20 protein-coding genes, 1 tRNA gene and 2 other RNA genes are annotated in these 25192 nt (G+C 59.8%); 4 read left to right on the top strand and 19 right to left on the bottom strand.

Translation table 11 applies throughout. The features are described 5' to 3' along the window. Positions 1 to 3: 3 nt before the first annotated feature. A complete protein-coding gene (bcsR, locus tag ACMGGW_RS23455) occupies positions 4 to 195 on the bottom strand; it encodes a cellulose biosynthesis protein BcsR (protein ID WP_025304843.1) in 192 nt (63 codons plus the stop codon). Positions 196 to 384: 189 nt separating this feature from the next. Between bcsR and bcsE the strand changes: the two genes are divergently transcribed. Genes bcsE through bcsG form a run of 3 tightly spaced genes read left to right on the top strand, consistent with a single transcriptional unit; the run spans position 385 to position 3795 of the window. After that, a complete protein-coding gene (bcsE, locus tag ACMGGW_RS23450) occupies positions 385 to 1953 on the top strand; it encodes a cellulose biosynthesis protein BcsE (protein ID WP_197832511.1) in 1569 nt (522 codons plus the stop codon). Next, positions 1940 to 2143 carry a cellulose biosynthesis protein BcsF gene (gene bcsF, locus ACMGGW_RS23445; RefSeq protein ID WP_004934139.1) on the top strand — a complete coding sequence of 68 codons (204 nt, stop codon included), beginning with the start codon at positions 1940 to 1942 and terminating at the stop codon, positions 2141 to 2143. The genes bcsE and bcsF overlap by 14 nt, the downstream gene beginning before the upstream one ends. Next, on the top strand, positions 2140 to 3795 hold the full coding sequence (gene bcsG / locus ACMGGW_RS23440) for a cellulose biosynthesis protein BcsG (RefSeq protein WP_049209226.1): 1656 nt from the start codon (positions 2140 to 2142) through the stop codon (positions 3793 to 3795). The genes bcsF and bcsG overlap by 4 nt, the downstream gene beginning before the upstream one ends. A 298-nt stretch (positions 3796 to 4093) precedes the next feature. Here the strand turns inward: bcsG and dppF are convergent, their stop codons facing one another. The 15 genes from dppF to ACMGGW_RS23365 form a co-directional block, all read right to left on the bottom strand. Next, positions 4094 to 5083 carry a dipeptide ABC transporter ATP-binding subunit DppF gene (gene dppF, locus ACMGGW_RS23435; protein ID WP_015376237.1) on the bottom strand — a complete coding sequence of 330 codons (990 nt, stop codon included), beginning with the start codon at positions 5081 to 5083 and terminating at the stop codon, positions 4094 to 4096. Continuing rightward, on the bottom strand, positions 5080 to 6060 hold the full coding sequence (dppD, locus tag ACMGGW_RS23430; RefSeq protein WP_004934132.1) for a dipeptide ABC transporter ATP-binding protein: 981 nt from the start codon (positions 6058 to 6060) through the stop codon (positions 5080 to 5082). The genes dppF and dppD overlap by 4 nt, the downstream gene beginning before the upstream one ends. 15 nt (positions 6061 to 6075) lie before the next feature. Next, the gene (gene dppC / locus ACMGGW_RS23425) at positions 6076 to 6978 is read right to left on the bottom strand and encodes a dipeptide ABC transporter permease DppC (protein ID WP_025304838.1); all 903 of its coding nucleotides are present in this window, start codon (positions 6976 to 6978) and stop codon (positions 6076 to 6078) included. A gap of 11 nt (positions 6979 to 6989) precedes the next feature. Next, on the bottom strand, positions 6990 to 8009 hold the full coding sequence (gene dppB / locus ACMGGW_RS23420) for a dipeptide ABC transporter permease DppB (protein ID WP_038630050.1): 1020 nt from the start codon (positions 8007 to 8009) through the stop codon (positions 6990 to 6992). A gap of 170 nt (positions 8010 to 8179) precedes the next feature. Further along, the gene (dppA, locus tag ACMGGW_RS23415) at positions 8180 to 9787 is read right to left on the bottom strand and encodes a dipeptide ABC transporter periplasmic-binding protein DppA (protein ID WP_025304836.1); all 1608 of its coding nucleotides are present in this window, start codon (positions 9785 to 9787) and stop codon (positions 8180 to 8182) included. A 601-nt stretch (positions 9788 to 10388) separates the two neighbouring features. Next, a complete protein-coding gene (locus tag ACMGGW_RS23410; protein WP_043142281.1) occupies positions 10389 to 12080 on the bottom strand; it encodes a glycosyl hydrolase family 18 protein in 1692 nt (563 codons plus the stop codon). A gap of 424 nt (positions 12081 to 12504) precedes the next feature. Beyond that, positions 12505 to 12633, bottom strand: a non-coding RNA gene (locus tag ACMGGW_RS23405) — RtT sRNA. Positions 12634 to 12669: 36 nt separating this feature from the next. Next, a non-coding RNA gene (locus ACMGGW_RS23400) (RtT sRNA) lies at positions 12670 to 12798 on the bottom strand. A gap of 36 nt (positions 12799 to 12834) precedes the next feature. Continuing rightward, positions 12835 to 12911: transfer RNA gene (locus tag ACMGGW_RS23395), tRNA-Pro, on the bottom strand. Between the two features lie 120 nt (positions 12912 to 13031). After that, on the bottom strand, positions 13032 to 14363 hold the full coding sequence (locus ACMGGW_RS23390) for an MFS transporter (RefSeq protein ID WP_049209000.1): 1332 nt from the start codon (positions 14361 to 14363) through the stop codon (positions 13032 to 13034). Positions 14364 to 14458: 95 nt separating this feature from the next. Next, positions 14459 to 16003 carry a signal transduction histidine-protein kinase/phosphatase UhpB gene (gene uhpB, locus ACMGGW_RS23385; RefSeq protein ID WP_147823436.1) on the bottom strand — a complete coding sequence of 515 codons (1545 nt, stop codon included), beginning with the start codon at positions 16001 to 16003 and terminating at the stop codon, positions 14459 to 14461. Next, complete coding sequence (uhpA, locus tag ACMGGW_RS23380; protein WP_033645065.1) at positions 16000 to 16590, bottom strand: transcriptional regulator UhpA; 591 nt, start codon at positions 16588 to 16590, stop codon at positions 16000 to 16002. Before uhpA ends, uhpB begins: the two co-directional genes overlap by 4 nt. Before the next feature lie 123 nt (positions 16591 to 16713). Beyond that, a complete protein-coding gene (gene eptB, locus ACMGGW_RS23375) occupies positions 16714 to 18408 on the bottom strand; it encodes a kdo(2)-lipid A phosphoethanolamine 7''-transferase (RefSeq protein WP_060434831.1) in 1695 nt (564 codons plus the stop codon). A 225-nt stretch (positions 18409 to 18633) separates the two neighbouring features. Then, on the bottom strand, positions 18634 to 19059 hold the full coding sequence (locus ACMGGW_RS23370; protein WP_004934114.1) for an organic hydroperoxide resistance protein: 426 nt from the start codon (positions 19057 to 19059) through the stop codon (positions 18634 to 18636). A gap of 160 nt (positions 19060 to 19219) precedes the next feature. After that, positions 19220 to 19684, bottom strand: coding sequence for a MarR family winged helix-turn-helix transcriptional regulator (locus ACMGGW_RS23365; protein WP_025304830.1), 465 nt, complete (start codon positions 19682 to 19684; stop codon positions 19220 to 19222). 96 nt (positions 19685 to 19780) lie between these two features. Between ACMGGW_RS23365 and ACMGGW_RS23360 the strand changes: the two genes are divergently transcribed. Beyond that, the gene (locus tag ACMGGW_RS23360; RefSeq protein WP_025304829.1) at positions 19781 to 20380 is read left to right on the top strand and encodes an HD domain-containing protein; all 600 of its coding nucleotides are present in this window, start codon (positions 19781 to 19783) and stop codon (positions 20378 to 20380) included. Here ACMGGW_RS23360 and ACMGGW_RS23355 read toward each other — a convergent pair whose 3' ends face one another. The 3 genes from ACMGGW_RS23355 to bglF form a co-directional block, all read right to left on the bottom strand. Then, complete coding sequence (locus ACMGGW_RS23355) at positions 20381 to 21751, bottom strand: carbohydrate porin (RefSeq protein ID WP_414711587.1); 1371 nt, start codon at positions 21749 to 21751, stop codon at positions 20381 to 20383. It abuts the gene before it with no gap. A 151-nt stretch (positions 21752 to 21902) separates the two neighbouring features. Continuing rightward, on the bottom strand, positions 21903 to 23306 hold the full coding sequence (locus ACMGGW_RS23350; protein ID WP_049295046.1) for a glycoside hydrolase family 1 protein: 1404 nt from the start codon (positions 23304 to 23306) through the stop codon (positions 21903 to 21905). A gap of 14 nt (positions 23307 to 23320) precedes the next feature. Further along, positions 23321 to 25183: a PTS beta-glucoside transporter subunit IIABC gene (bglF, locus tag ACMGGW_RS23345; RefSeq protein WP_043142315.1), complete on the bottom strand. Its 1863-nt coding sequence runs from the start codon at positions 25181 to 25183 to the stop codon at positions 23321 to 23323. Between the last annotated feature and the right edge of the window lie 9 nt (positions 25184 to 25192).

Genomic DNA, 25192 nt, shown 5'->3' with positions numbered 1-25192 from the left:
AGATCAATGGCTCCCCGCAGTCTGCGCCAATTCGGCCAACAGTGACCAGCGCGTCATCATGTGCGTTAGCCGCTCCTGCCGCGAAATATCGACATAGCTTAATTTCGGCAATGAAAAAGCCTGGCTGAGCGCCTGCAGGTCATCCTGGCTCTCCCCAGGTGCCGCTGCACGAAAATGGGTAGGTGCGTTATTCATTCTTCCGCCTTGGCGAAAATAGGCTATGTTAATTAACTATAGCAACGATACAAAAAGAGACAGGCAATAAGATGATTCTCAACAAATATTGCCGAATAGCGTCGGATATTTGTTATTGCCAGAGTAAAAATGGCTATCTTTAAATATAAACGCCTTTAGTCGGCTTTCAACGAAAGTAGAACACATCCTATGGCGCACTCTTTTTCTCTAGGCATTCGGCAGATTTGGGAAGAGCTCTCGGTGATGCAGGCTCCGGGGCTCTATTGGATCAATATCGACAGGCAAAGCGACGCCGCGTTGCTGTGTCGCCAGGTGATCGCCGCCCAGCCGGCCACTCACAAAGTCGCCCTGATCTGCAGCGGCGACAAACCCGAAAGCCTGCTGGCCGAGCTGGCTTCGCCCGCTTTGCAAAAGCTGCCGCTGTATCAATTACCAGAGAAAAAAGCCGCGCTGACGCAGCTGAGCGACGATCTGATGCGCGCCCTGCGGCCGCAGAATCGCTTGCTTATCCTGCTGGCCCACGCCAGCCTGTGGCAAACCTTCACCACCGAAGAGCTGCGCGAGTGGACACGTACCCTCGCCGCCTGGCTGCGGCGGCAGGGCTGCACGCTGTTGATCCTCAGCCACGGCGGCGGCATCAATAAGCTTAAAGGGCAGCTCAGCGCACAACATCGTATCCTGAACGGCCTATCCAGCCTGCAATGGCAGCAGGACAGCGCGCAATATCTGGTGAACTGGTGGAGCACCGAAAACGGCATCAACGCCAATCAACTGCTGACGTTGTACGCCGCGCAAGGCGGCTGGCAAGGCGAGGATGAAAATAGTCAACCCTCCCCCACCGCCTTGCGCAGCGACGAAGGTCAGTATCTGGCCGAACGCAGCATTCTGGAGGGTGCGCCACCGCTGTCCGCCAACTGGCAGCTGTTGGACAGCAACGACGAACTGGCGCAGCACGGCATGCTGAGACTCTCGGCAACGTTGATTTTCGCGTTGTATCAAAGCGACCAAATCGATCACCTGGCGCACCAGATCCACACCCTGCGACGCAGCCGCGGCAGCGGCCTGAAAATCGCGGTGCGCGAGATGAGCGCCAGCCTGCGCTACAGCGACGAACGGCTGCTGCTGGCCTGCGGCGCCAATCTGATCGTGCCGCACGTCGCGCCGCTGTCGCGTTTTCTCACCATGCTCGAGGGCATCCAGGGGCAGCGTTTCTCACGCCATGTGCCCGCCGACATCGATGCGTTACTGGCCGGTTTACGCCCGCTGCAGCTCAAAGGCTATATGCGGCCGGAACCGTTCAGCCAGGCGGTGCTTTCGCTGATGGGCAACACGCTGCTGCCCGAGGACGGCAAAGGGGTGATGGTGGCGTTGCGCCCGGCCACCGGCCTGCGCGCCGAACAGGCGATGACCCTGTGCCACCTGCGGCGCTTCGGCGACGTGATGACCGTGGTGCAGGGGCGGCTGGTGTTGTTCCTCTCCACCTGCCGCATCAACGATTTGGATACCGCGCTGAAGTTCATCTTCCGCCTGCCGGTGGATGAAGCCTTCAGCAACCGGGTGGTGTGGCACCAAGACGTCGATATCATTTCGGAAATCAAGCGTATGGCCCAAGGGCGCTGGCAGATTTCGGCCACCGGCACCGCCGGCACCGCGCCGCGCCCCAGCGTGGCGGCGGCCGAGGTGCCCGCAGAACGGCGGCAGCCGGTCGCCTTCACGCTGTCGCTCGGCCCGCAGGAGGAACCGCATGCTGAACCTTAACGACATCGTGCAACTGATCCTGCTGTGCGCGCTGATCTTCATCCCGCTGGGCTACGCCTTTCACCGGCGTTTTCCGCATTTGCGTCAATACTGGCAAAACCTGTTGTTATCGCCGCGCTATTTGAAATCCGCCGGTTTGTGGGTGCGCACTGGCTCCTCATCTCAGATTAAACGTAAGAAGCAGCCATGAATCGAAACTCGAATACGCAATCCGATAACGCTCTGTGGCGCTACTGGCGTGGGCTGGGTGGCTGGAACCTTTATTTTCTGGCTAAATTCGCCCTGCTGTGGTTCGGCTACCTGAATTTCCACGCGCTGCCGAACCTGGTGTTCATGGCGTTTCTGCTGATGCCGATCCCTTCGCAACGCCTGCATCGCTGGCGCCACTACCTCGCCATCCCGATCGGCATCGCCTTGTTCTACCACGACACCTGGCTGCCGGGCATCAACAGCATTCTCAGCCAGGGGTCGCAGCTGGCCGGCTTCAGCGCCCAGTATCTGCTGGAACTGGTCAACCGCTTTATCAACTGGCAGATGATCGGCGCGGCCTTCGTACTGTTTATCGCCTACCTGTTCGTCGCGCAATGGGTGCGCGTCACGGTATTCACCGTGGCGGCGCTGGTGTGGCTCAATATCGTCAACATTGCCGGGCCGGCGGTCTCACTGCTGCCCGCGACCTCCACAGCCTCGGCCGGCAGCGCCAATACGCCGGCCACGGCCGCGCCGGCGGCGGGGGACGCTGCGCCGGCGGACAGCCTGCCGCCGACCAGCGCCAACCTGACGGCCTACCTGAACCAGTTCTACGACCGGGAAAAAGGCCGCGCCACCGCGTTCCCGACCACCTTGCCCGCCGACGCCCAGCCGTTCGATCTGCTGGTGATCAACATCTGTTCGCTGGCCTGGGCCGATATGGACGCGGTCAACCTGCAGAATCATCCGCTGTGGTCGAAGATGGATATCATGTTCGACAGCTTCAATTCGGCCACTGCCTACAGCGGCCCGGCCTCGATACGGTTGCTGCGCGCCAGCTGCGGCCAGCTTTCGCATCATGATTTGTACCAGCCGGTGAACCAGCAGTGTTACCTGTTCGACAACCTGACAAAACTCGGCTTCAAGGAACAGCTGATGCTCGATCACTCCGGGGTATTCGGCAACTACCTGAAAGAGCTGCGTGAACAGGGCGACATGCAGGCGCCGTTAATGTCGCAGGCCGGCATCGGCAACGAGCTGACGTCGTTCGACGGTGAGCCGATTTATAACGATCTCGAATTGCTGACCCGCTGGCTGGATCAGCAGCAAAAAGGCGGCGACGGCCGTACCGCTACCTTCTTCAACGTCATCCCGCTGCACGACGGCAACCGCTTCGTCGGCGCCAACAAGAGCGCCGACTATCAGCCACGCGCGCAGAAGCTGTTCGATCAGCTGAACACCTTCCTCGATCAGCTGGAAAAATCCGGCCGCAAAGTGGTGGTGGTGATCGTGCCGGAACACGGGGCGGCGTTAGTGGGTGACAAGATGCAGATGTCCGGCCTGCGCGATATCCCCAGCCCGAACATCACCCATACGCCGGTCGGCATCAAACTGGTGGGCATGAAGGCGCCGCATCAGGGCAGTCCGCTGCAGATCAAAACGCCGAGCAGCTATCTGGCGCTGTCTGAACTGGTGTCGCGCCTGGTGGACGGCAAGGTCTTCAGCGAATCCAGCGTCGATTGGCAGACACTGACGCAGGGGCTGCCGCAGACCCCGGTCATCTCCGAAAACGACAACGCTATCGTGATGCAATATCAGGGCAAGCCTTACATTCGCCTGAACGGCGGCGACTGGGTGCCTTATCCGCAATAAGCGCGATCTCATCAACCTAAAGCACGCCGCCGGCGTGCTTTTTTATTAGGGTTTTATAATAGAAATGGCGAAACAGCTCGACCGACAGAATGTTATTAACAACAAACCATTGAATTCTATTATTCGATTATTATTTTCATGCGAAGATTCTTAAAAAAATAACGATTTGTCAGAATGACGTTAAGGGAATAATTTAAAAAATGGGTTGTCGCGATCGTTTACTGACTAACCCTTTGATTGAGTAATAAAAAACGCCGGCGTGATGCCGGCGTGAATTTAAGCGATGACGTTCGACGCCTTACGCCCCCGGATGTTCGTCCTGATCGACCGCAAAGCAGGCCACCATCTGCTCACCGTACTGTTTGAGCTGCGGCTGCAGCTGTACGCAGGTGCCAAAAGCGCGGCGGCAGCGGGCATTGAACGCACAGCCCGGCGGCGGATTCATCGGGCTGGGCAGCTCGCCGGTCAATTTGATGCGCTCGCGGCGCATATCCGGGTTTAACCGCGGCGTCGCCGACAGCAGCGCCTGAGTGTACGGATGACGCGGGTTGTTGAAGATCGCCTCTTTGCTGCCCTTTTCCACGCAGCGACCGAGGTACATCACCATCACCTCGTCGGCGATGTGTTCCACCACCGACAGATCGTGCGAGATAAACACATAGGACAGCCCCAGCTCCTGCTGCAGATCCATCATCAGGTTCAGCACCTGCGCGCGCACCGACACGTCCAATGCCGACACCGGTTCATCGGCGATCACCACGTCCGGATTCAGCATCAGCCCGCGGGCAATGGCGATACGCTGGCGCTGGCCGCCGGAGAACATGTGCGGGTAGCGGTCATAATGTTCGGTCTTCAGGCCGACCTTCGCCATCATCTCCAGCGCTTTTTCCCGCCGTTCGGCGGCGCTGAGCGACGTGTTGATCAACAGCGGCTCCTCGAGGATCTGCCCGACCTTCTTGCGCGGGTTGAGCGATCCGTAAGGATTCTGGAACACGATTTGGATCTTCTGGCGTCGCAGTTTCTCGGCCGAGACGTCCGGCTTCAGCAGATCCTGCCCCTGGTAGTACAGCTCGCCGCCGGTCGGCACTTCGATCATCGTCAGCAGGCGGCCGAGCGTCGATTTGCCGCAGCCCGATTCGCCGACCACCGCCAGCGTTTTGCCGCGCTCCAGGGTGAAGGACACACCGTCGAGCGCCTTGACCAGCCGCTCCGGCGCGAACAGGCCCTTTTTCACCGGGTAATGCTTCTTCAGGTCAATCGCCTGCAGTAAAGGTTGATTCTGGCTCATACGGTCGGCCTCCCCGCATCATCCAGCGGTGTGTGACATTTAACCTGACGGCCGGGAATGCTGCGCAGTTCCGGCTCCTCGTTACGGCAGCGCTCATTGGCGTACGGACAACGCGGATTGAGCAGGCAGCCGGTCGGGCGATCGTATTTGCCCGGCACCACGCCCGGCAGCGAAGCCAGCCGCGCCTTGTCGGCAGCGAACTCCGGCAGCGCGCGCAGCAGCGCCTGGGTGTACGGGTGGCGCGGCGCGCGGAAAATCTCCGCCGCCTTGCCGGATTCCACCACCTGGCCGGCGTACATCACGATGATGTGATGCGCGGCTTCCGCCACCAGCGCCAGATCGTGAGTGATCAGCAGCAGCGCCATGTTTTCGCGCTGTTGCAGGTCCAGCAGCAGTTCGATGATCTGCGCCTGGATGGTCACGTCGAGCGCGGTCGTCGGCTCATCGGCGATCAGCAGCTTCGGCCGACAGGCGATGGCCATGGCGATCATCACGCGCTGGCTCATGCCGCCGGAAAGCTGGTGCGGGTATACGTCCAGCCGCGAGGCCGGATCGGGAATGCCCACCTGGGTCAGCAGGTCGATTGCACGCTGGCGGCGAGTGCGGCGATTGCCGCCCTGATGCACCTTCAGCGCCTCCATGATCTGGTAACCGACGGTATAGCACGGGTTCAGGCTGGTCATCGGATCCTGGAAGATCATCGCCACTTCGGAGCCCACCAGCTGGCGGCGCTCCTTTTCGGAGATCTTGCGCAGATCCTGGCCGTTGAACTCCAGCTTGTCGGCCATCACCTTGCCGGGGAAATCGATCAGGCCCATGATCGCCAGCGAACTGACGGATTTGCCGGAGCCGGATTCACCGACGATGCCGACCACCTGACCTTGCTCCACGCTGTAACTGATGCGGTCTACCGCGCGGAACGGGGTGCCTTCGTCACCGAAGTGCACCGAAAGCTTGTCTACATTCAATAACGCCATCTCTCTCGTCCTCTGTTACTGCTTGAGTTTGGGGTCGAGAGCGTCACGCAAACCGTCCCCCATCAGGTTGAATGCCAGCACCGTCAGCAGGATCGCCACGCCGGGGAAGGTCACCACCCACCAGGCACTTTGCGCGAACTGCAGCACGTCGGAGAGCATGGTGCCCCACTCCGGCGTCGGCGGCTGCGCGCCCATGCCCAGAAAGCCGAGCGCGGCCATGTCCAGAATGGCGTTCGAGAAACCGAGAGAAGCCTGCACGATCAAAGGCGCCAGGCAGTTAGGCAGAATATTGACGAACATCTGGCGCAGTGCGCCGGCGCCCGCCACCCGCGATGCGGTGACGTAGTCGCGGTTGACCTCCACCAGCACCGCCGCGCGCGTCAAACGCACATAGTGCGGCAGGGCGACGAAGGTCAGCGCCAGCGAAGCGTTAACGATCGACGGCCCGAATACCGCCACCAGTACCAGTGCCAGCAGCAGGCTCGGCAGAGCCAGCATGATGTCGACGACGCGCATGATAATCGCGTCCACAACGCCGCCGAAGTAACCGGCCAGCAGGCCGAATATCACGCCCATGATCAGCGACAGCACTACCACCAGGCAGCCGACCAACAGCGACAGCCGTGCACCGTACATCAGGCGCGACAGGACGTCGCGGCCCACGTCGTCGGTGCCGAGGATATATTGCCAGCTGCCGCCCTCTTGCCACACCGGCGGCTTGAGCAGAGCATCGCGGAACTGGTCCGCCGGCGCATGCGGCGCCAGCACGCCGGCGCCGAGCGCGATCACCAGCATCAGAACGATATACACCAGGCCGACCACGGCCCCTTTATTGCGCTTGAAATAGTGCCAGAACTCCTGAAACGGGGTCATTGGCTTCGGCGCACCTTTAACTGCAGACTCAGTGATTTGAGACATGAGAGCGCCCCTTATTTCTTGTGGCGAATACGCGGGTTGACCACGCCGTAGAGCACGTCTACCAGCAGGTTAACCAGAATGATCATACAGGCGACCAGCAACACCCCGCCCTGCACCACCGGGTAATCGCGGCGCTGCAGCGCGTCGATCAGCCAGCGGCCCAGCCCCGGCCAGGAGAAGATGGTTTCGGTCAGAATGGCGCCGGCCAGCATGGTGCCGACCTGCAGCCCGATCACCGTCACCACCGGCAGCAGCGCGTTGCGCAGCGCGTGGACGACGATCACCCGCATACGGCTCACGCCCTTGGCGCGGGCGGTGCGAATGTAGTCTTCACCCAACACCTCCAGCATCGAGGAACGGGTCATGCGCACGATCACCGCCAGCGGGATGGTGCCCAGCACGATGGCCGGCAGGATCATGTGCATCACCGCGTCGATAAAGTCGCCCGGCTCGCCCCAGATCAGGGTGTCTATCAGCATAAAGCCGGTCAGCGGCTGGCTGTCGTCAAGGAATACCGTGTCGCTGATGCGCCCCGACACCGGCGTCAGGTTAAGCTGCACCGACACCAGCATGATCAGCATCATGCCCCACCAGAAAATCGGCATCGAATAGCCGGTCAGCGAGATGCCCACCGCAGTATGATCGAAGACCGAGCCACGTTTGACCGCCGCCAGCACCCCGACCGGGATGCCTACCAGCACCGCGAAAAGCATCGCGCAGAAGCCCAGCTCCAGCGTGGCCTGAAAGCGCGGAACGAACTCGCTCCAGACGGAGATGCGGCTTTTGAGTGAGGTGCCCAGATCGCCGTGCAGCACGTTGGACACGTAGGAGAAATATTGTTGATAAAGCGGCTTGTCCAGCCCCATTTCCGCCATCAGCTGCGCGTGGCGCTCGGCGGAGATACCGCGTTCCCCGGCCATGATGGTCACCGGGTCGCCGGGGATCATATGGACGAATGCAAAAGTCAGCAATGTAATGCCGATAAACGTTGGGATAACTAACCCCAAACGTCGGAGTATGAACTGCAACATATCCCGAACTCTCTGTATCAATGCCCGGCAGCTCATCGTCCGCCAGGCTTATTAACGCTCACATGCCTTTGAACGATTCGACGGCCATACGCCGGAGACTGGTCAGCAGGGGCGCAAACCTGTTGCGCCCCTGCAAGTCCATTCGTGCGTCTCCGGTAAAGCGGTCGAAATCAGTCTACAGAGACATTCTCGAAGTGATGCTTACCGAGCGGATCCACGACGTAGCCTTTCACTTCCTTACGCACAGGCTCGTACACGGTGGAGTGTGCGACAATCAGCGCCGGAGCCTGATCGTGCATCACCACCTGCGCCTGTTTGTACAGTTCGATGCGCTTGTCGTGGTTGGATTCGGCGCGCGCCGGTTGAATCAGATCTTCAAACGGCTTGTAGCACCAGCGGGAGTAGTTGGAGCCGTCTTTCGCCGCCGCGCAGCTGAACAGCGTGGCGAAGAAGTTATCCGGATCCCCGTTGTCGCCGGTCCAGCCCATCATCACCGTCTGGTGCTCGCCCGCTTTGGCGCGCTTGAGGTATTCACCCCACTCATAGGTCACGATTTTGGCTTTCACGCCGATCTTGGCCCAGTCGGCCTGGATCATTTCCGCCATGCGGCGTGCGTTCGGGTTGTAAGGACGCTGTACCGGCATCGCCCACAGGTCGATGCTGAAACCGTCGGCCATGCCCGCTTCTTTCAGCAACTCTTTCGCCTTGGCCGGATCGTAAGCGTAATCCTGCACCGCGTCGTTATAGCCCCACATGGTTGGCGGGATCAGGTTCTTGGCCGCCTGGCCCGCGCCCTGATAAACCGCGTCGATGATCGCCTGCTTGTTGACCGCCATGGTCAACGCCTGGCGCACCTTCAGGTTATCCAGCGGCTTTTTCTCGACGTTGAACGACAGGTAACCCACGTTCAGGCCCGGCTGTTCCATCAGGTTGATGGACTTGTCTTGCTTCATGCGGGCGATATCGGCCGGGTTCGGGTACGGCATCACCTGACATTCGTTTTTCTGCAGTTTGGCGTAGCGCACGGAGGCGTCAGGCGTGATGGAGAACACCAGGCGATCGATCTTCGGCTTGGTGCCCCAGAAACCGTCGAATGCCTTGTACAGGATCTTGGAGTCTTTCTGGTATTGCAGCAGCTGGAACGGACCGGTGCCGATCGGATTCAGGTCGACTTTCTCCGGCGTGCCGGCTTTCATCATCACGTCGGCGTATTCGGCGGACAGGATGGACGCGAAGTCCATGCCCAGGTCAGCCAGGAACGGCGCCTCCGGGCGGTTCAGCACGAAGCGCACGGTGTTGTCGTCCACTTTTTCAATCTTGGCGATCAGCTTAGGCATGTCCATGCCTTCAAAGTATTCGTAGCTGCCGCCGGACACTTTGTGGTAGGCGTTGTTCGCATCCAACTGGCGCTCAAAGGAGAACACCACGTCGTCGGCGTTGAAATCGCGCGTCGGTTTGAAGTCTTTGTTGCTCTGCCACTTCACGCCTTTGCGCAGGTGGAAGGTGTAGGTTTTGCCGTCTTCGCTGACGTCCCACTTCTCAGCCAGGCCCGGCTGCAGTTCGGTGGTGCCGATTTTGAATTCGACCAAGCGGTTGTAGATCGGTACCGAGCTGGCGTCGTAGGTGGTGCCGGAGGTAAACAGCTGCGGGTTGAACCCTTCCGGGGAACCTTCAGAACAGTAAACCAACGTCTTGGCCTGTACGCTGGCCGCCACGGTCAGCGCGATCAGCCCAATACCGAATTTCAGAATCCCCGATTTACCCAAGGAACGTGTCATCGTTAGTGCTCCATTGTGTGATGTGATGTGTGTAATTGCCGCCAGACCTGTATTTTTTATTGCGTGGCCTGTGCGATCGGCGCCCGAAGGCAGAAGGCGTACGAGGAGAGAATGCCGGATGGAACGCATCGCGGCGGGGACGTCTGAGCGCGTGGAATTCACTCAAACAACTCTCGCTCTTACCCCTGAGGCTATCAAGTTGCCAACTGTTTGGGGTGTCGTCAATATAACCAGTGGGGATTTACGCAGACTGTGAGAAACAGCAAACAAACATAAAAAAAACCTTTTGTTAACAGTTACAGCATGAAAATTTATGCTAAGCGGCCATTTTTAGCGCATTGGTCTGACCCTAACAAAGTTACTGGTTTTTAACTCCGTTAAAAAACGCCAAAACTTTGTTGCTGAATGATGAATATCTGAACGGTTATTTTTGTGATCGCCGTTAAAGACAGGAGGAAATGCTGAAGGATTACCCAAAAGGGTGAGTCCGATGAGCGCGTTTTGCACCGGGCAGGCCCACAATCTGTGCGGCGTAAAAAAACTTTCGGCTGCGAAAAAGCCGGGGGCGAAAGGATATCCCCCGGCAACGCACTGCAACCGATTATTGAACGCCGGCGCTATTGCCCAGGCTGGCGTTCATGCTGTTAAGAATATCGCCATTGTCCGCGTCGATCTCCCAGGAGAACAGGCCACCTAACTGCTTATCCAACACGTACTTGCCTTTGGCCTGCACCGAGCGGGCATCGTCGAAGGTGATCAGATCGCCGGTGGAAGGTTTGAACACGTAAGGCGCTTCCGCCGTGGCGTCGTAGGTATACTGCCACTCGCCGCTCATGAACTGGCTGGCGATTTGGCGGTAGTCCACGATGCCATTCTCCCAGGTGCCTTTAACCGGCCCGGTGGCGGTACCGGTGAACGGAATGTTGTTCTGGTAGCCGTTCACCCCGGTCCAGCCGCGGCCATACATGGCGGTGCCGACGACGATCTTGCCCGGCTTGACGCCCTGCGTCAGCAGCGCATTCACGCCGTTCACCGTGGTGTAGGCGGTATCCGGTTTCCAGGCCGGCGCATTCAGCGCGGTCTGATGCCCCAGGTTCTTCAGATCGAAGGCGCCATAGAAGTCGTAGCTCATCAGGAAGATGTGATCCATCGAGTTCTGCGCAACGTTGTAAGCCACCTTGTCGATCTTGTCCTTGCCAGCGCTGATGGCGGAGGTCAGCTCATACTTGCGGCCGGTTTCCGCCGACAGCTGATCCAGCATCGCCCGCAGCTCCTTCATCAGCAGCACATAGGTTTCCCCGTCTTGCGGGCTGCCCAGGTTAGGGTTGGCGCCTTTGCCGCCCGGGAACTCCCAGTCGATATCCACGCCGTCGAAGAACTTCCAGGTTTGCAGGAACTCTTTTACCGAACCGACGAAGCGATCGCGCTTCACCTTGTCGCCCATGAAGAAGAACGGGTCGGACAGCGTCCAGCCGCCGATCGACGGCAGAATTTTCAGGTCAGGATGCGCCTGCTTCAGCGCCATCAGCTGGCCGAAGTTGCCCTTGTAAGGGTCATCCCAGGCGGTCACGCCCTTCTGCGCTTTTTGCAGCGCGGCGAACGGATCGTGGATCGAGACTTTGAAGTCCTCGCGGCCCTGACAGGAGCGCTGCAAGGCCTGGAAACTGCCTTCGATCTCTTTCAGGCTGTCGTTGATGCCATTGCCGCCGCAGATCGGGATAAAGCCGTACAGCAGGTGGGTCAGGTTTTGCGCCGGGATCTTGTCGACGGTGAAATTGCGCCCGTAAACGCCCCACTCGACGAAATAAGAACCGACCACTTTGCCGGAGTTCTGTTTATACGGTTTATTCTTTTCCAGCAGCGGCTCTTTCAACGGCGCCAAATGGCTGCCGTCGGTGTCGGCCACCACAATTTCGGTGGCGTCGCTGGCGGTGCAGCCGTCGGCATTGCACAATGCCACCTGCATTTGATAACGGCCGCCTTTATTCACTTTAAAATTCGCCGTACCGGAAGAACCGGTTGAAGGGCCGCTCCACGCCTCTTTGCCATTTAATAAAATTTTTGCCGTCGTGCCGGTGTCGCCATTCCATAAATTCCAGGAGACAGAAACGTCGGCGGCATTTTTTACCTTCACCAGATTATTATAAGCGGTGGCCGCCTGATCGACTTCGACAATGGCGAACTTGGTGTTGCCCCAGGCGATGGTCGGCTTGCCCGGTGCGGCGGCCTGCGCCGCGGAACACAGCGTACTGCCGATCAACAGCGCCAACAGCGGTTTATTAAATTTGCGCATAACTGATTCCTTTATTCCGAGAGGATAAACATAAAAGAGTTAATCGTCGCTACGCATTGCCGAAGCGAAAAAACTCCGCAATAATCCACGAAGATTAACGTTAATAAATAATCACGGTATTTCCCACGCGACGGGAATAAGAGTTCCCGCGTTGTCCATTTAGACTATAGGTAAAAAAAACGTGAAAACAAGAGCGCTATCAATCGGGTTTTATTTGGCAAGCATGAATTTATTTAAACATGAAAATAAGAACCTAATGGGAATAAGGAATGTGAATTAATTAAGCGTAAAGGATAAATATATTTCACGAGGACGGCAGATTGAGGCACGCCATAAAGCGAAGCCGGTCGTAGCGAGGAGGTACTCATCCTCATAAACGACAGGCGAAAAAAAACCTGCTTTAAAAAGCAGGTTTTTCGAATGGTGGTCGGCGAGAGAGGATTACGCGCATCTTTGATGCGCGCCCTGCGGGCCGTTGCTAAAGCAACGTTGTCTCGCTTCGCGAGGCTCGAACCTCCTGCGGAGGTACTCATCCTCATAAACTACGGGCGAAAAAAAACCTGCTTTAAAAAGCAGGTTTTTCGAATGGTGGTCGGCGAGAGAGGATTACGCGCATCTTTGATGCGCGCCCTGCGGGCCGTTGCTAAAGCAACGTTGTCTCGCTTCGCGAGGCTCGAACCTCCTGCGGAGGTACTCATCCTCATAAACGACAGGCGAAAAAAAACCTGCTTTAAAAAGCAGGTTTTTCGAATGGTGGTCGGCGAGAGAGGATTCGAACCTCCGACCCACTGGTCCCAAACCAGTTGCGCTACCAAGCTGCGCTACTCGCCGATGCGGGGCGCATCTTACTGCTGGCGGTTATAGGCGTCAATCACTTTTTTGCCCCTGCATTTCAAGTGGTGATAAAAGCGCCATAATGCGCTGCGCCGGGGGCTGCGCAGCAAATTTTACTCAGGCCTTGGCCGGTTTCAGCGCCGGCGTCTGCGCACGCAGGAACGGCAGCAGGAACAGCGCCGACAGGCAGGCGGCGATAGAAATCACCACGAAGAAGCCGTTCCAGTGCCAGACTTCCATCACTCGCGCAATCGGATAGCCGGACAGCGCTGCGCCCAGGTAGGCGAACAGGCCGACGAAACCGGTCGCCGCGCCCGCCGCATCCTTGTGCGAGCACTCCGCCGCCGCCATGCCGATCAGCATCTGCGGGCCAAAGATGAAGAAGCCGATGGCGAAGAAGCAGCAGGCCTGCAGCAGGTAGGTCACGCCCGGCATCAGCCACAGCGCCGCCACCGACAGGAAGATACCGATGGCGAAAATCAGGTTCATCGGGCCGCGGTTGCCGCGGAACAGCTTATCGGAACCCCAACCGGCCACCAGTGAACCGATAAAACCGCCCACTTCAAACAGCGAGATGGCTGAGTTGGCGGTCATCAGCGAATAGCCCTTTTCCTGCGTCAGATAGAGGTTGCCCCAGTCGTTGATCGCGGTACGCACGATGTACACCAGCACGTAAGAGACCGCCAACAGCCAGATGTACTTGTTGGTCAGCACGTAGCGTTTGATGATCTCGCGGTTGCTCAGCCCCTGGCCTTCCGATTCCTGCACCAGCTCCATGGCGTCGTTACGCCATTTGCCGACGCTCGGCAGCCCCAGGGTGGATGGCTTGTCGCGCAAGCGCCAGCACATCAGCAGGCCAAGCACCACGCCGATGATACCGGGAATGATCATGCCGTAACGCCAGCTGAAGTGCAGCGAGATAAAGCCCACCAGCAGCGGGATCAGCGCCCCACCGACGTTGTGCGAGGTGTTCCAGATCGCCCACCAACTGCCGCGCTCGGAACGCGAATACCAGCTGGTGAGGATTTTGGAGCACGGCGGCCAGCCCCAACCCTGGAAGAAGGCGTTGAGGATCCACAGCGTGCCCAGCATCAGCAGCGACGAGCTGAGGCCGAAGAAGATATTCAGCACCCCGGTCATGATCAGGCCCAACCCCATAAAGTAACGCGGGTTGGAGCGATCGCTGATCATGCCGGAAATGAATTTCGAGCAGCCGTAGGTGATGTAGAACAGCGTGCCGAGGATACCGACGTCGGACATCGTCAGACCCAGATCGCTCAGCATCGCCGGCATGATGAAGTTGAAGCTTTTGCGCGTGAAGTAAAACGCAGCGTAGCCGATGTACATGGTGCACATCAGCTGGATGCGCCAGTATTTGTAGCTGGCGTCGATCTGCCGTTGATCGGTGACCTGCGGCGCGTCCGAGCGGCTTTTAAGGAAAGACCACATGTGGAACCTCAGAGGATTGAATAAAGTGCCGCTATGATGCTCCCCGCGCGCGCGGGAGGCTTACGCCGGATTCCCGACGCAGTTAGGAGTTTTTCCTAGTTTTGCGCTTGCTCCGGTGAAACTGTGGGCAAGATCACACTCAAACAGGCGCCCCGCTCCGAGGTGAGCCGCAGGCTGCCGCCGAGGGCGCTGATGCGCTCCTGCATGCCGCGCAGGCCATACCCCGGCTGATGGTTTTCCGCCTCAAAGCCCACGCCGTTGTCGCGGATGGTCAGGGCGATCAGCGGCGCGGCGCCTTTGCGCGGCTGCAGGCGTGCGTCCAGCTCCAGGCGGCTGGCGCCGGCGTGGCGGCACACATTGGTCACCCCTTCCTGACACACCCGGTACAGCGTGATTTTCAGCGTTTCATCCAGCAGCTCGTCCGGTACCTGCCACTGCAGGCTGCTCACCAGCGACGCGTCCTGCGGCAGCGATTCCCGCAGCATCGCCGCCACCGCCGCCGACAGCGGCAGGTTGTTCAGCGCCGCCGGCCACAGCTGGGTCAGCACGTCGTGCACCCCGTCGTAGACCCGCAGCGCCAACGCATCGATGGTGTCGGCGCAGCCGATCACCGCCGGTTCCGGCGCCAGGCGTTTGACGATGCTGGCTTGGGTGCGGATCACGGTGATAGTCTGCCCCACTTCATCGTGCAGCTCGCGCGCCACCTCGCGCCGGGTTTGCTCCTCCGCCGTCACCAGCGCCCGCGCCAGCTGGCGGTTCTCCGCCAGCCGCAGCCGCAACTGTTGATTCAGTTCGCGCTGGCGCTGAATGCCGGCGCCCAGCAGCAGCCCGGTCAGGCTTTGAGCCAGCAGCGACAGCAGCAGATCGCGGTGCGACTCCGGCTGCGGCGGCTCGTTGACCATCAGCGCCACGCCGTTGAGCAGCGTCGCCAACAACGCGCCCTGCCAGCCATAGCGATAAGACATGAACACGATAGGAATGGCCAGGCAGAACGGTGCGAAACGCCGCAGCTCGGCGGCGTTCACCTGCTGCTGCAGCCAGATGCTGAATGCAAACAGCAGCAGATAGCTGGCCAGGTGGCCCAGACGCAGCTCCACCGGCTTGTGGATCAGTCCCGGCTCCAGCGGCACCCAGATTTGGCGTGCCAGATAGTGCCACAACAGCAGGCAGGTCGGCGCGATGGTGAAACCGCCGGTCAGGCCGAGCAGCAGCGCACGGGCGCCTTCGCCGCTCACCAGCTGCCACACCAGCGCCTGCAGCAAGGCGGCGGTGGCCACCACCGCGCCCTGCAACAGCGGCCATCGCCATTCGCTGTCGCTCTGCTGATGGCGCAACAGCCACGGCGAGGCCAGCAGGCTGAGCAGCACCGTCAGCACCAGCACCGCCACCGACGCCCACAGCGCCGGGCCGTAACCGAACTGGTCCGCCAGCAGCGCCATCAGCAGCAGGTCGGCCAGCAGGATCCCCGGCCAGAAACGGTACGGGCTCTGCAGCAAAATGCCCATGCGCAAGCCGAACGGGAACAACAGCAGCGCCTGCCAGGGCGGGTCGATCAGCGCGGTGCCGATGCCCCACAGGCAAAACGAGCTGGCGGCGTAGATGAAAAACAGCGCCAGCTGGGTGATCAGACGCTGCGTCACAGGTTCAGCATCCGTCTGGCCAGCTCAACGTTGTTGGTGATGCCCAGCTTGGCGAACAGGTTGGCGCGATGCACATGCACCGTCTTCGGCGACAGCCCCAAGGCGGCGGCGATCTCGCGCACCTCCTGGCCCTGCGCCAGCAATAGCGCGATCTCGCGCTCGCGGCGGGTCAATGGATCCACCTTCACCCGCGCCAACTGCTGCGCGATTTCCGGCATCAGGTAGACGCCGCCGCCGGCGACGGTGCGCACCGCGGTGATCAGATCTTCCGGTTTGCAACGCTTGGAGAGGAAACCGCTGGCGCCGCGTTCCAGCGCCATTTCCACCAGCGCCGGGTTATCGTGCATCGACAGCATCACCACGCGGATGCCGGAAGGAATGTCCGCCAGCAGATCCAGCCCGCTGCCGTCCGGCATCGAAATGTCGCAAATGCAGATTTCCGCCTCCAGCCCCGGCAGGCCGGCGCGCGCCTGCGCCGCGCTGCTGAACTCGCCCACCACCTGAATATCGGCCTCCAGCGACAGCAGCTGCACAAAGCCCGAACGCACAATGTCATGATCGTCGATAAACGCCACGCGCAGGGTCATGGAAATCTCCGGTTAGAAGGGGAAGTGCGCAAGTATACCGTATGCACACACCGGAATAATTGATGAAGAGAATGTATTGGGTGAAATTACCGGGTGCGCAAGGCAGGCACCCGGCGGGAGGGATCACAGACGGGCAGGCGCCGTTTTATCCTGCGGCAGATGGCACCAGTTGTTTTTATCCACGATGCCGCCATCGGGAGACGTGTAGCCGAGGCAGCCGAGGATGGTGTCGAACAGCTCGACGTGGCGATGCGTTTTGCCGATGCGCTGCTGCGCCTGCAGCTGCTCAAAGGCGCTGAGGTGCTGCGGGTTTTCGAGGAACTTGTCCGACGCCCACACGATCATCGGCACGCGGAACTGCTCCGGCGGCGCCATTTCGCGCGGCGTGCCGTGCAGGTGCGTATTCTCACCGATCGATTCGCCGTGATCGGCGGCATAGAACACGATGGCCTTCTTGTCCCGCACCTGGTCGATCACATTACTGATAAAGCTGTCGGTATACAGCACCGTATTGTCGAAGGCGTTGATCAACTGGGCCTTGGTGCACGAATCATCCACCCCCATGCACTCCGGCTGATAGCGCGCATAGCTGCGCGGATAGCGCTGCGAGTACAGGTAGTGCGAGCCTTTGGTATGCAGGATCACCAGGTGTTTGCCCTTCGGATAACGCGCCAGCGACTCCTTCATTTCGTCCACCAGCAGCATATCGTCGACCGCCTTACCGTCGTTGCGCTTCTCGGACGCGATCATCTCGCGGAACGAATAGTTGTTCACCTCGGTGTTGTTGTAGAACCACACCTCGCTCTGCATGGCGAACAGCTCGGAAGAGAAGCCCAGATCCTTCAGCACCGCGAACACGTTCTGCTCTTTCAGCGTGCGCTGCGGGTTGTCTTCGGTGCCGCCTTCGCGCACGAACATGCAGCGCAGCGACAGCTTGGTAGCGGTGTCACACGACTCGCCGCGGAACGCCACCAGATTCTTCTCTTTAGACAGCCGCGGCGTGGTATCACGCTCATAGCCCAGCATGCCCATGTGATCCCAGCGCGTGGTCTCACCGATGATGAACACCACGTAGGTATCGTCGATATCCGCCGGTGGTACATAAGTGAAGTGTTTGCCCGGATCGAACATCGTGCTCTGGTCCTGGCTTTCGTCATAGCGGGTGTAGGCAAACAGCCCCAGCGCCGACAGCCAGTTGGACGGCAGATACGAGTGCGCTACCACGCCGCCGTAGCTCGGCAGATCGACGTTGGAGAGCTTCTCTTGCACGCTTTGCTCATCGTCCAGCATGCGCAGCGGCAGCCAGACCAACGCCACCACCGCCAGCAACACCATCAGCGGTTTGATGCGATGGCCGGGGGTTTTCAGCTGTTCGATCAGGGTGTAACGCAGGCTGTTTTTCCAGATCAGCAGCAGCGGCAAGGCGCTGAGCGCCACCATCCACAGCACAAAGTGCAGGCCAACCACCTCTTTCGACAGATCGATGTCGGTGGTCATCACCGACACCACGATGCCGTAGCCAATCACCACGTTGAAAAACGTCATGTAGTAGCTGGCAGCCACCGAAATCAACACCAGCAGCGAGGCGACGATGCGATAAAACAGCCGGCCGCCGAGCGATACCAGCCGCATGATGAAGAATGTGAACAGGACGATAGCGATGACTTCCGTCACCGCCGAAATAAGCTTAATCCCCTGAATGCCATGCGCCAACGAATCAAAACGGCGATAGAAAACGGACAGGTTGAGAAAGATGCCGATATAGATCGCTAACAATAACGATAAATTCTGCTGCGATAGCGATTTAACTTTGTTCATGTAACGCGGTGGCTCCGGGGGCGGTGTAGCGGTTCTGACTCAGTCAGACACTGATTGCGGCTTCTGGTTCAGCCAACCGGCAATAAGCGTTATTTTGCGGGTAATAATCAAGAGAATTCTCACAAAACGGACAAAATTTACCGTTTTTTTGAACGATTTTCAGGCAGGGCACGCAAGAAAATGGAGGGACAAACCCTCCATTTTTTCCATATTTCGGCAAAAATCTTACTTAACGTTCAGAGTCACATCGATATTTCCACGGGTAGCGTTGGAGTATGGGCACACCACGTGCGCCTTTTTCACCAGATCTTCCGCCACGCTGCGCTCGATGCCCGGCAGCGAGATATCCAGCTGCACTTCGATGCCGAAGCCGTTCGGGATCTCACCGATGCCGACGGTGCCGTCGATCTTGGCTTCGGCCGGGATTTTGACCTTTTCCTTCGCCGCGACAAACTTCAACGCGCCGAGGAAACAGGCCGAGTAACCGGCAGCGAACAGCTGCTCGGGATTGGTAACTTCGCCGCCGGCGCCGCCCATCTCTTTCGGCACGCCCAATTTCACGTCCAACACGCCGTCGGAGGAGGTCGCACGGCCGTCGCGGCCGCCGGTTGCGGTGGCGTGAGCGCGGTAAACCACTTTCTCAATAGACATCGTTCATTCCTTCTTGCTGGTTGGCGAGATGACTACGGCTTCCACGAGGTAAAGCCGGTCACATATTTATCTTTTGCGATTAAATCGCGCACTACTTATTTTTGACACTTATTAACCAGTGTAGACCACCCGTGCCGTTCTTGCGTCCGGCGGCGGTGGGTCAAATCTGATCGATCAGGCTGCCGCGCAGCTTTTCCAGCTGCTGTTTGAGCGAGACGATCTCGTCCAGGCTGCAGTCGGTAGCGCACATCACCGCCTCGGGCACCGATTGCGCCCGCTCGCGCAGCGCGCGGCCGGCTTCGGTCAGGGCGATGATCACCTGCCGCTCGTCGGTGGTGGCGCGATAGCGCACCAGCAAACCGGCGGTTTCCAGCCGCTTCAGCAGCGGCGTCAGCGTGGCGGAATCGAGGAACAGCCGCTCGCCGATATCCGATACCGTCACCCGATCGCGTTCCCACAGCACCATCATCACCAGGTATTGCGGGTAGGTGAGTTCGAGCTGACTCAACAGCTTGCGGTAGACTTTGTGCAACGCCAGATTGGCGGAGTACAGCGCGAAACAGAGCTGCTGATCGAGCTGTAGCAGGTTCTTCGCCTTGGGTTGTTCGGTATCGGTGCTTTTCATGTGTACGAATATAGATAGCGCACGATGTAATCGCAAGCTATTTCTTGTGAGGTATGCTACCTTTTTTTATGCAGAGGATGCTCGGAGGGAAAGGAAATGACGAACACGCTTGTAGAACGCGCGCGCCGCTACGCCACCAAGGCGCATGCGGCCATCGATCAGCGCCGCAAATACACCGACGATCCGTATATCGTCCACCCGCAGGCGGTGATGGAGCTGGTGCGCAGCGTGCCGCACACCGAAGAGATGCTGGCGGCCGCCTGGCTGCATGATACGGTGGAAGACACACCCACCACCCTCGGCGATATCGACAGCCACTTTGGGCCAAAAGTGGCGGAACTGGTGCGGATGTTGACCAACGTCAGCCACGCCGAGGACGGCAACCGCTTCGAGCGTAAAAACCGCGATCGGCGCCACAGCGCCGGCGCGTCGCCGCAGGCCAAAACCATCAAGCTGGCGGATCTAATCGACAACACCCGCTCGCTGCTGGACTACGACAGCCACTTCGCCCAGACCTACCTGATCGAGAAACAGCGCCTGCTGGAGGTGCTGACCGAAGGCGACCCGACGCTGTGGCGCCAAGCCAGCCATATCGTTGAACAGGGGCTGCTCAGGTTGCAGCAGCCACCGCACAACGTGCCGGCCAGCTGGTTCGAACACGCCCGCCGGCGCTACCGCGAGAGCGACGCGGCCTGATCAGAAGGTCACCACCGTTTTCAACGCCGTCACCCAGGCGTCCTGCGTCTCGCTGACGCCCGCCGGGTGATGCCAGTACTGCAGGCCCGGCTGCAGCTGTAGCCACGGCGTGACGTTAACGCGGTAATACAGCTCCGCCGTCACCGAATGGCCCGGCACTGGCCGGTAGTTCGGATCGTGATAATCACTGATGCCGCTCATCTGGTTGAGATACCGCTGATTGTCTTTATAGCGGTCGCTCAGTTTCACCACCGAGACGCCGAGCCCCAGCCAGTCGTCCGGCCGCGCATCGAACAGCCCACGATAGCGAATGCCGGTCGAGGTAGACCAGTGCAGGTAGTTACTGCGCTGATCTCCCAGCCCCAGGCTGTAAAACACGCTCAAGCCGCGGTTGACGTTATCCGCATGGCGCGTCACCTGCTGGTTGAAACCGGTATACATGAACCAGGTGCGATCGTGGTTGCGATAGCCCTGCGGATCGCTGGCGCCCGGCCCGCCGGACACCCCTTCATAAAGATCGCTCTGGCGCGCGTTGGTGAACAGCACGCCCAGGTTATACACCCCCGGCAGCTGGTTGACGGCGTGGGTTTTCAGCTCCAGCTCCATCGGCAACAGGAAGCCTTTGCTGCCCTTGGTGGACCAACTCCAGGCGTGGCTGCGGCTGGGGGCGCTCGGGTTCTGCTCCATCACCCCGCCCTTGAGCGTCAGGCCATCGGTCAGCTTGTACTGCAGCGTGGTGCCCCAGTAATGCACGTTCCAGTTGTACCAGGTCAACGAGTTGGCGGACTTGCCGCCGCACAGCGTCAGCGTCTGAAAATCGCAGGGGATGATCTGATCGAAATCCTGCACCTTGTTCATCATGCCGATGCGCCACTGCAGCCGGCTGTCGAGGAAAGAACGGCTGAAGGTCAACCAACCCAGCCGGGTAATCGACTGCCCGCCATAGCTCTCCTGCGACAGATCGGTCAGGCCGACGCGCGGATCCTGCAGCCGATCGCGGGTCAGGTTGTTGTCATGGTTGCGGTTGACGATATTGCCTTCGATCGCCGCGTCCGGAATGCCGGTCAGCGCCTGCAAATCCTGGCTGAAGGTCAGCGAAAATTGGTCGATATACGACGCCTGTTTATCGTGGTTGTAACCGCCGCCGGCGTTATACGACAGCTGGCTGAGGTAGCCGAGGTTATAGTGGAAGCCATGATCCTCCAGGATCGGCCTGATCCCCAGCATATCCCCCAACAGCCCAGGCTGCGGCGGTTCAAAACCGAGCGCCACCCCTTCCCATTTAGCGGTGGGGGCTTCAACGTCCTTGCCGGTTTGCAGCGTTTCCGCCTGCGCCTGGCTGCACCACAGCGCCAGCGCCGCCAGGGTCATGGAACGAGGTAATAAGCTTTTCATCATTATTATATTTCTCCGCATAACGGCTGACTGCGGGCAACAGCATTCCCTGGGAGAGAATTTCCCATCATGAACAGCAGCGAATAACGTTAGGTTAACGCCCGGCGCTTGCCGCCGGGCTGAAGGGTTAGCGTCGGTCTTTCAGACTGGCGCCATTGCTGTGGATCACATCGCGGTACCAGTAGAAACTCTTCTTGCGGCGGCGCTCGAGGCTGCCGTTGCCGGCATCGTCTCTGTCGACGTGAATGAAGCCGTAGCGCTTCGACATTTCGGCCTTCGAGGCGCTGACCAGATCGATCGGCCCCCAGCTGGTGTAGCCCATCACCTCGACGCCGTCGTCGATGGCTTCCGCCACCTGCACCAGATGGTCATTGAGGTAGTTGATGCGGTAGTCGTCGTTGATACTGCCGTCCGCCTCGACGCGGTCTTTGGCGCCCAGCCCGTTCTCGACGATGAACAGCGGCTTCTGATAGCGGTCGTACAGCACGTTGAGCAGGTAGCGCAGCCCGATCGGGTCGATTTGCCACCCCCACTCCGAGCTGGCCAAGTGCGGGTTCGGCACCATATCGAGAATGTTGCCGCGCGCCGTCTCGTACTGCTCCGGGTCGGCGGTGACGCAGCCGCTCATGTAATAGCTGAACGAGATGAAGTCGATGGTTTCGCGCAGCGTTTGCCGATCTTCCTCGGTGATCGTCACCTGAATGCCGTTTTCACGGAAAAAGCGCTGCATATAGGCCGGGTAATAGCCGCGCGCCTGCACGTCGCCGAAAAACAGCCAGTCGCGGTTTTGCCGCTGGGTTTCCAGTAGATCTTCCGGCTTGCAGCTCAGCGGGTACAGAATGCCGCCCAGCAGCATGTTGCCGATTTGGCCCTCCGGCACGATCTCGTGACAGGCCTTCACCGCTTTGGCGCTGGCCACCAACTGATGGTGGATCGCCTGATAGACGGCGCTCTTGTCGCTCTCCTGCGGCAGGCCAACCCCGGTGAAGGGCGCGTGCAGCGACATGTTGATTTCGTTGAAGGTCAGCCAGCGTTTGACCTTGTGCTTATAACGTTCGAATACGGTGCGCGCATAGCGCTCGAAGAAATCGATGGTGCGCCGATCGCCCCAGCCGCCGTAGCGCTTCACCAGACCGTAAGGCATCTCATAGTGCGACAGCGTGATCAGCGGCTGAATGCCGTATTTCGCCATCTCGTCGAACAGCCGATCGTAAAACGCCAGCCCGGCTTCGTTCGGCGTCTCTTCGTCGCCCTGCGGGAAAATGCGCGTCCAGGCGATCGAGGTGCGCAGGCACTTGAAGCCCATTTCAGCGAACAGCGCGATGTCCTCCGGGTAACGATGATAGAAATCGATTGCCACGTCCTTGATGCCGCTGTCGCCCGCCGTGCGCGGCGTGATGGCGCCGAAGATGCCCTGCGGCTGCAGATCGGAGGTCGACAGCCCCTTGCCGTCGGCCTGATAAGCGCCTTCTACCTGGTTCGCCGCTACCGCGCCGCCCCACAGAAAATGTTGCGGAAACTTGCCGTTCATCGCTTGCTCCTCAATTAGCGTAGTAAAGTCAGCAGCGGCGCCTGTTCCTGCACCGGAGACAGGCCGCTGGTCAACACGTCCACGTAGTCATCGCTGTTGCTGATGATGATCGGCGTGGTGGTGTCATAGCCGGCGGCATGGATCGCCGCCTGGTCGAACTCGATCAGCAGATCGCCCGGGGCGACCCGCTCGCCTTCCCGCACGTGGGCGGTGAAATGCGCCCCGTCGAGCTTCACGGTATCGATGCCGACGTGGATAAGAATCTCCGCGCCGTCGTCCGATTCGATGCCGATGGCGTGTTTGGTTTTGAACAGCGACGCCACGCTGCCGCTGACCGGCGCCACTACGCGCCCCTGCTGCGGCGCAATCGCCACCCCTTTCCCCAGCAGGCCGCTGGCGAAGGTCGCGTCGTTCACCTGATCCAGCGGCACGATATCGCCGGCGATCGGGCTGAGAATGACCTGTTTGCGGTTAAGCGGCGCGGCGGCTTCAGGCTGTACCGTCTCTTCCGCCGGTGCGACGCCGAACAGATAGCTGGCCAGCGCGGCGAACACGAACGACAGCAGGGTGCCGCCGATCGCGCCCCATACCGTGGCGTCGATGCCGCCGCCGGGGATAATCTGCGCAAAGGTGAATACGCTCACCAGGCCGAACGAGTAGACCGAGGTATGGAAGTAGCCAATCACCGCACCGCCCAGCGCGCCGCCGATGCAGCCGAAGATGAATGGGCGTTTGTTCGGCAGCGTGACGCCGTACACCGCCGGTTCGGTGATGCCGAAGATCCCGGCGCCGATGGCTGAAGCGGACAGCGCCCGCAGCTTGGCGTCGCGGGTGCGCAGCATCACGCCCAGCGTGGCGCCGACCTGCCCCATCACCGCCGGCAACAGCAGCGGCACCATGGTGTCGCGCCCCAGCACACTCAGGTTGTTGATCATCAACGGCACCAGCCCCCAATGCAGGCCGAAGATCACGCACACCTGCCACATCGCCCCCATAAAGGCGCCGGCGATGATCGGGTTAAAGGCGTAAATGCTCTGATAGCCGTTGGCCAGCAGGTGGCTGAGCCAGGTTGCCGCCGGGCCGATCAGCAGGAAGGTCAAGGGAACGGTGATCGCCAGGCACAGCAGCGGCGTGATGAAATTGCGCAGCGCGCTGTGGATCACCCGGTTAAACAACGGCTCCAGGCGGCAGGACACCCAGGCCGCAAAGATGATAGGGATCACCGACGAGCTGTAGTTGATAAAAGTCAGCGGAATGCCGAAGAAATATTCGCGCACCGCGCCCGGCTGCTGCGCCGCTTCGAACGCCGCCATCATCAGCGGATGCGTCAATGCGCCGCCGATCGCCATGGTGACGAAGGGGTTGCCGCCGAATTTTTTCCCGGCGGTGTAGCCGAGCATGATCGGGAAGAAGTAGAACAGCGAGTCGCTGGCGGCGAACAGCATTTTGAAGGTGCCACCGCTCTCCAGCAGCCAGCCGCAGGCCAGGCTCAGCGCCAGGAAGCCTTTCAGGATCCCCGAAGCGGCCATCACCCCGAGCAGCGGGGTAAAAATGCCGGACACCAGATCGATAAAGCGGCTGAGCAGGTTGTCTTTTTTACCGCCCGCGTCGTCGCTCGGCGCGCCCTCGGCCAATCCGCCGACCCGATTGACCGCGTCGAACACCTCCGCCACGTGGTTGCCCACCACCACCTGGAACTGGCCGCCGCTCTCCACCACCATGATGACGCCCGGGTTTTTCTTCAGCGCTGCCGCGTTGGCACGATTGTCGTCGCGCAGCTTGAACCGCAGGCGGGTGGCGCAGTGCACCAAGCTTTTCACATTGTCGCGGCCACCGACGCCGGCCAAAATCTCACTGGCTAATGTGTCATATTTCATACGGTTATC

This window comes from Serratia sp. BNK-4 (assembly GCF_048685115.1).
GTDB lineage: Bacteria > Pseudomonadota > Gammaproteobacteria > Enterobacterales > Enterobacteriaceae > Serratia > Serratia bockelmannii.
This window is presented reverse-complemented; position numbering and strand designations above follow the sequence as displayed.

What these genes read in the sequence shown, in the direction of transcription:
- uhpA (WP_033645065.1), bottom strand. Translation starts at nt 16,590, where the DNA reads ATGACCCTGCGCGTGGCGTTTATCGACGATCATGACATTGTGCGTTCG.
- eptB (WP_060434831.1), bottom strand. Translation starts at nt 18,408, where the DNA reads ATGAACAAAGTTAAATCGCTATCGCAGCAGAATTTATCGTTATTGTTA.
- dppA (WP_025304836.1), bottom strand. Translation starts at nt 9,787, where the DNA reads ATGACACGTTCCTTGGGTAAATCGGGGATTCTGAAATTCGGTATTGGG.
- ACMGGW_RS23410 (WP_043142281.1), bottom strand. Translation starts at nt 12,080, where the DNA reads ATGCGCAAATTTAATAAACCGCTGTTGGCGCTGTTGATCGGCAGTACG.
- ACMGGW_RS23350 (WP_049295046.1), bottom strand. Translation starts at nt 23,306, where the DNA reads ATGAACGGCAAGTTTCCGCAACATTTTCTGTGGGGCGGCGCGGTAGCG.
- bcsE (WP_197832511.1), top strand. Translation starts at nt 385, where the DNA reads ATGGCGCACTCTTTTTCTCTAGGCATTCGGCAGATTTGGGAAGAGCTC.
- ACMGGW_RS23360 (WP_025304829.1), top strand. Translation starts at nt 19,781, where the DNA reads ATGACGAACACGCTTGTAGAACGCGCGCGCCGCTACGCCACCAAGGCG.
- ACMGGW_RS23365 (WP_025304830.1), bottom strand. Translation starts at nt 19,684, where the DNA reads ATGAAAAGCACCGATACCGAACAACCCAAGGCGAAGAACCTGCTACAG.
- dppB (WP_038630050.1), bottom strand. Translation starts at nt 8,009, where the DNA reads ATGTTGCAGTTCATACTCCGACGTTTGGGGTTAGTTATCCCAACGTTT.
- dppF (WP_015376237.1), bottom strand. Translation starts at nt 5,083, where the DNA reads ATGAGCCAGAATCAACCTTTACTGCAGGCGATTGACCTGAAGAAGCAT.
- ACMGGW_RS23370 (WP_004934114.1), bottom strand. Translation starts at nt 19,059, where the DNA reads ATGTCTATTGAGAAAGTGGTTTACCGCGCTCACGCCACCGCAACCGGC.
- dppC (WP_025304838.1), bottom strand. Translation starts at nt 6,978, where the DNA reads ATGTCTCAAATCACTGAGTCTGCAGTTAAAGGTGCGCCGAAGCCAATG.
- dppD (WP_004934132.1), bottom strand. Translation starts at nt 6,060, where the DNA reads ATGGCGTTATTGAATGTAGACAAGCTTTCGGTGCACTTCGGTGACGAA.
- bglF (WP_043142315.1), bottom strand. Translation starts at nt 25,183, where the DNA reads ATGAAATATGACACATTAGCCAGTGAGATTTTGGCCGGCGTCGGTGGC.
- bcsG (WP_049209226.1), top strand. Translation starts at nt 2,140, where the DNA reads ATGAATCGAAACTCGAATACGCAATCCGATAACGCTCTGTGGCGCTAC.
- ACMGGW_RS23355 (WP_414711587.1), bottom strand. Translation starts at nt 21,751, where the DNA reads ATGACCCTGGCGGCGCTGGCGCTGTGGTGCAGCCAGGCGCAGGCGGAA.
- bcsF (WP_004934139.1), top strand. Translation starts at nt 1,940, where the DNA reads ATGCTGAACCTTAACGACATCGTGCAACTGATCCTGCTGTGCGCGCTG.
- ACMGGW_RS23390 (WP_049209000.1), bottom strand. Translation starts at nt 14,363, where the DNA reads ATGTGGTCTTTCCTTAAAAGCCGCTCGGACGCGCCGCAGGTCACCGAT.
- bcsR (WP_025304843.1), bottom strand. Translation starts at nt 195, where the DNA reads ATGAATAACGCACCTACCCATTTTCGTGCAGCGGCACCTGGGGAGAGC.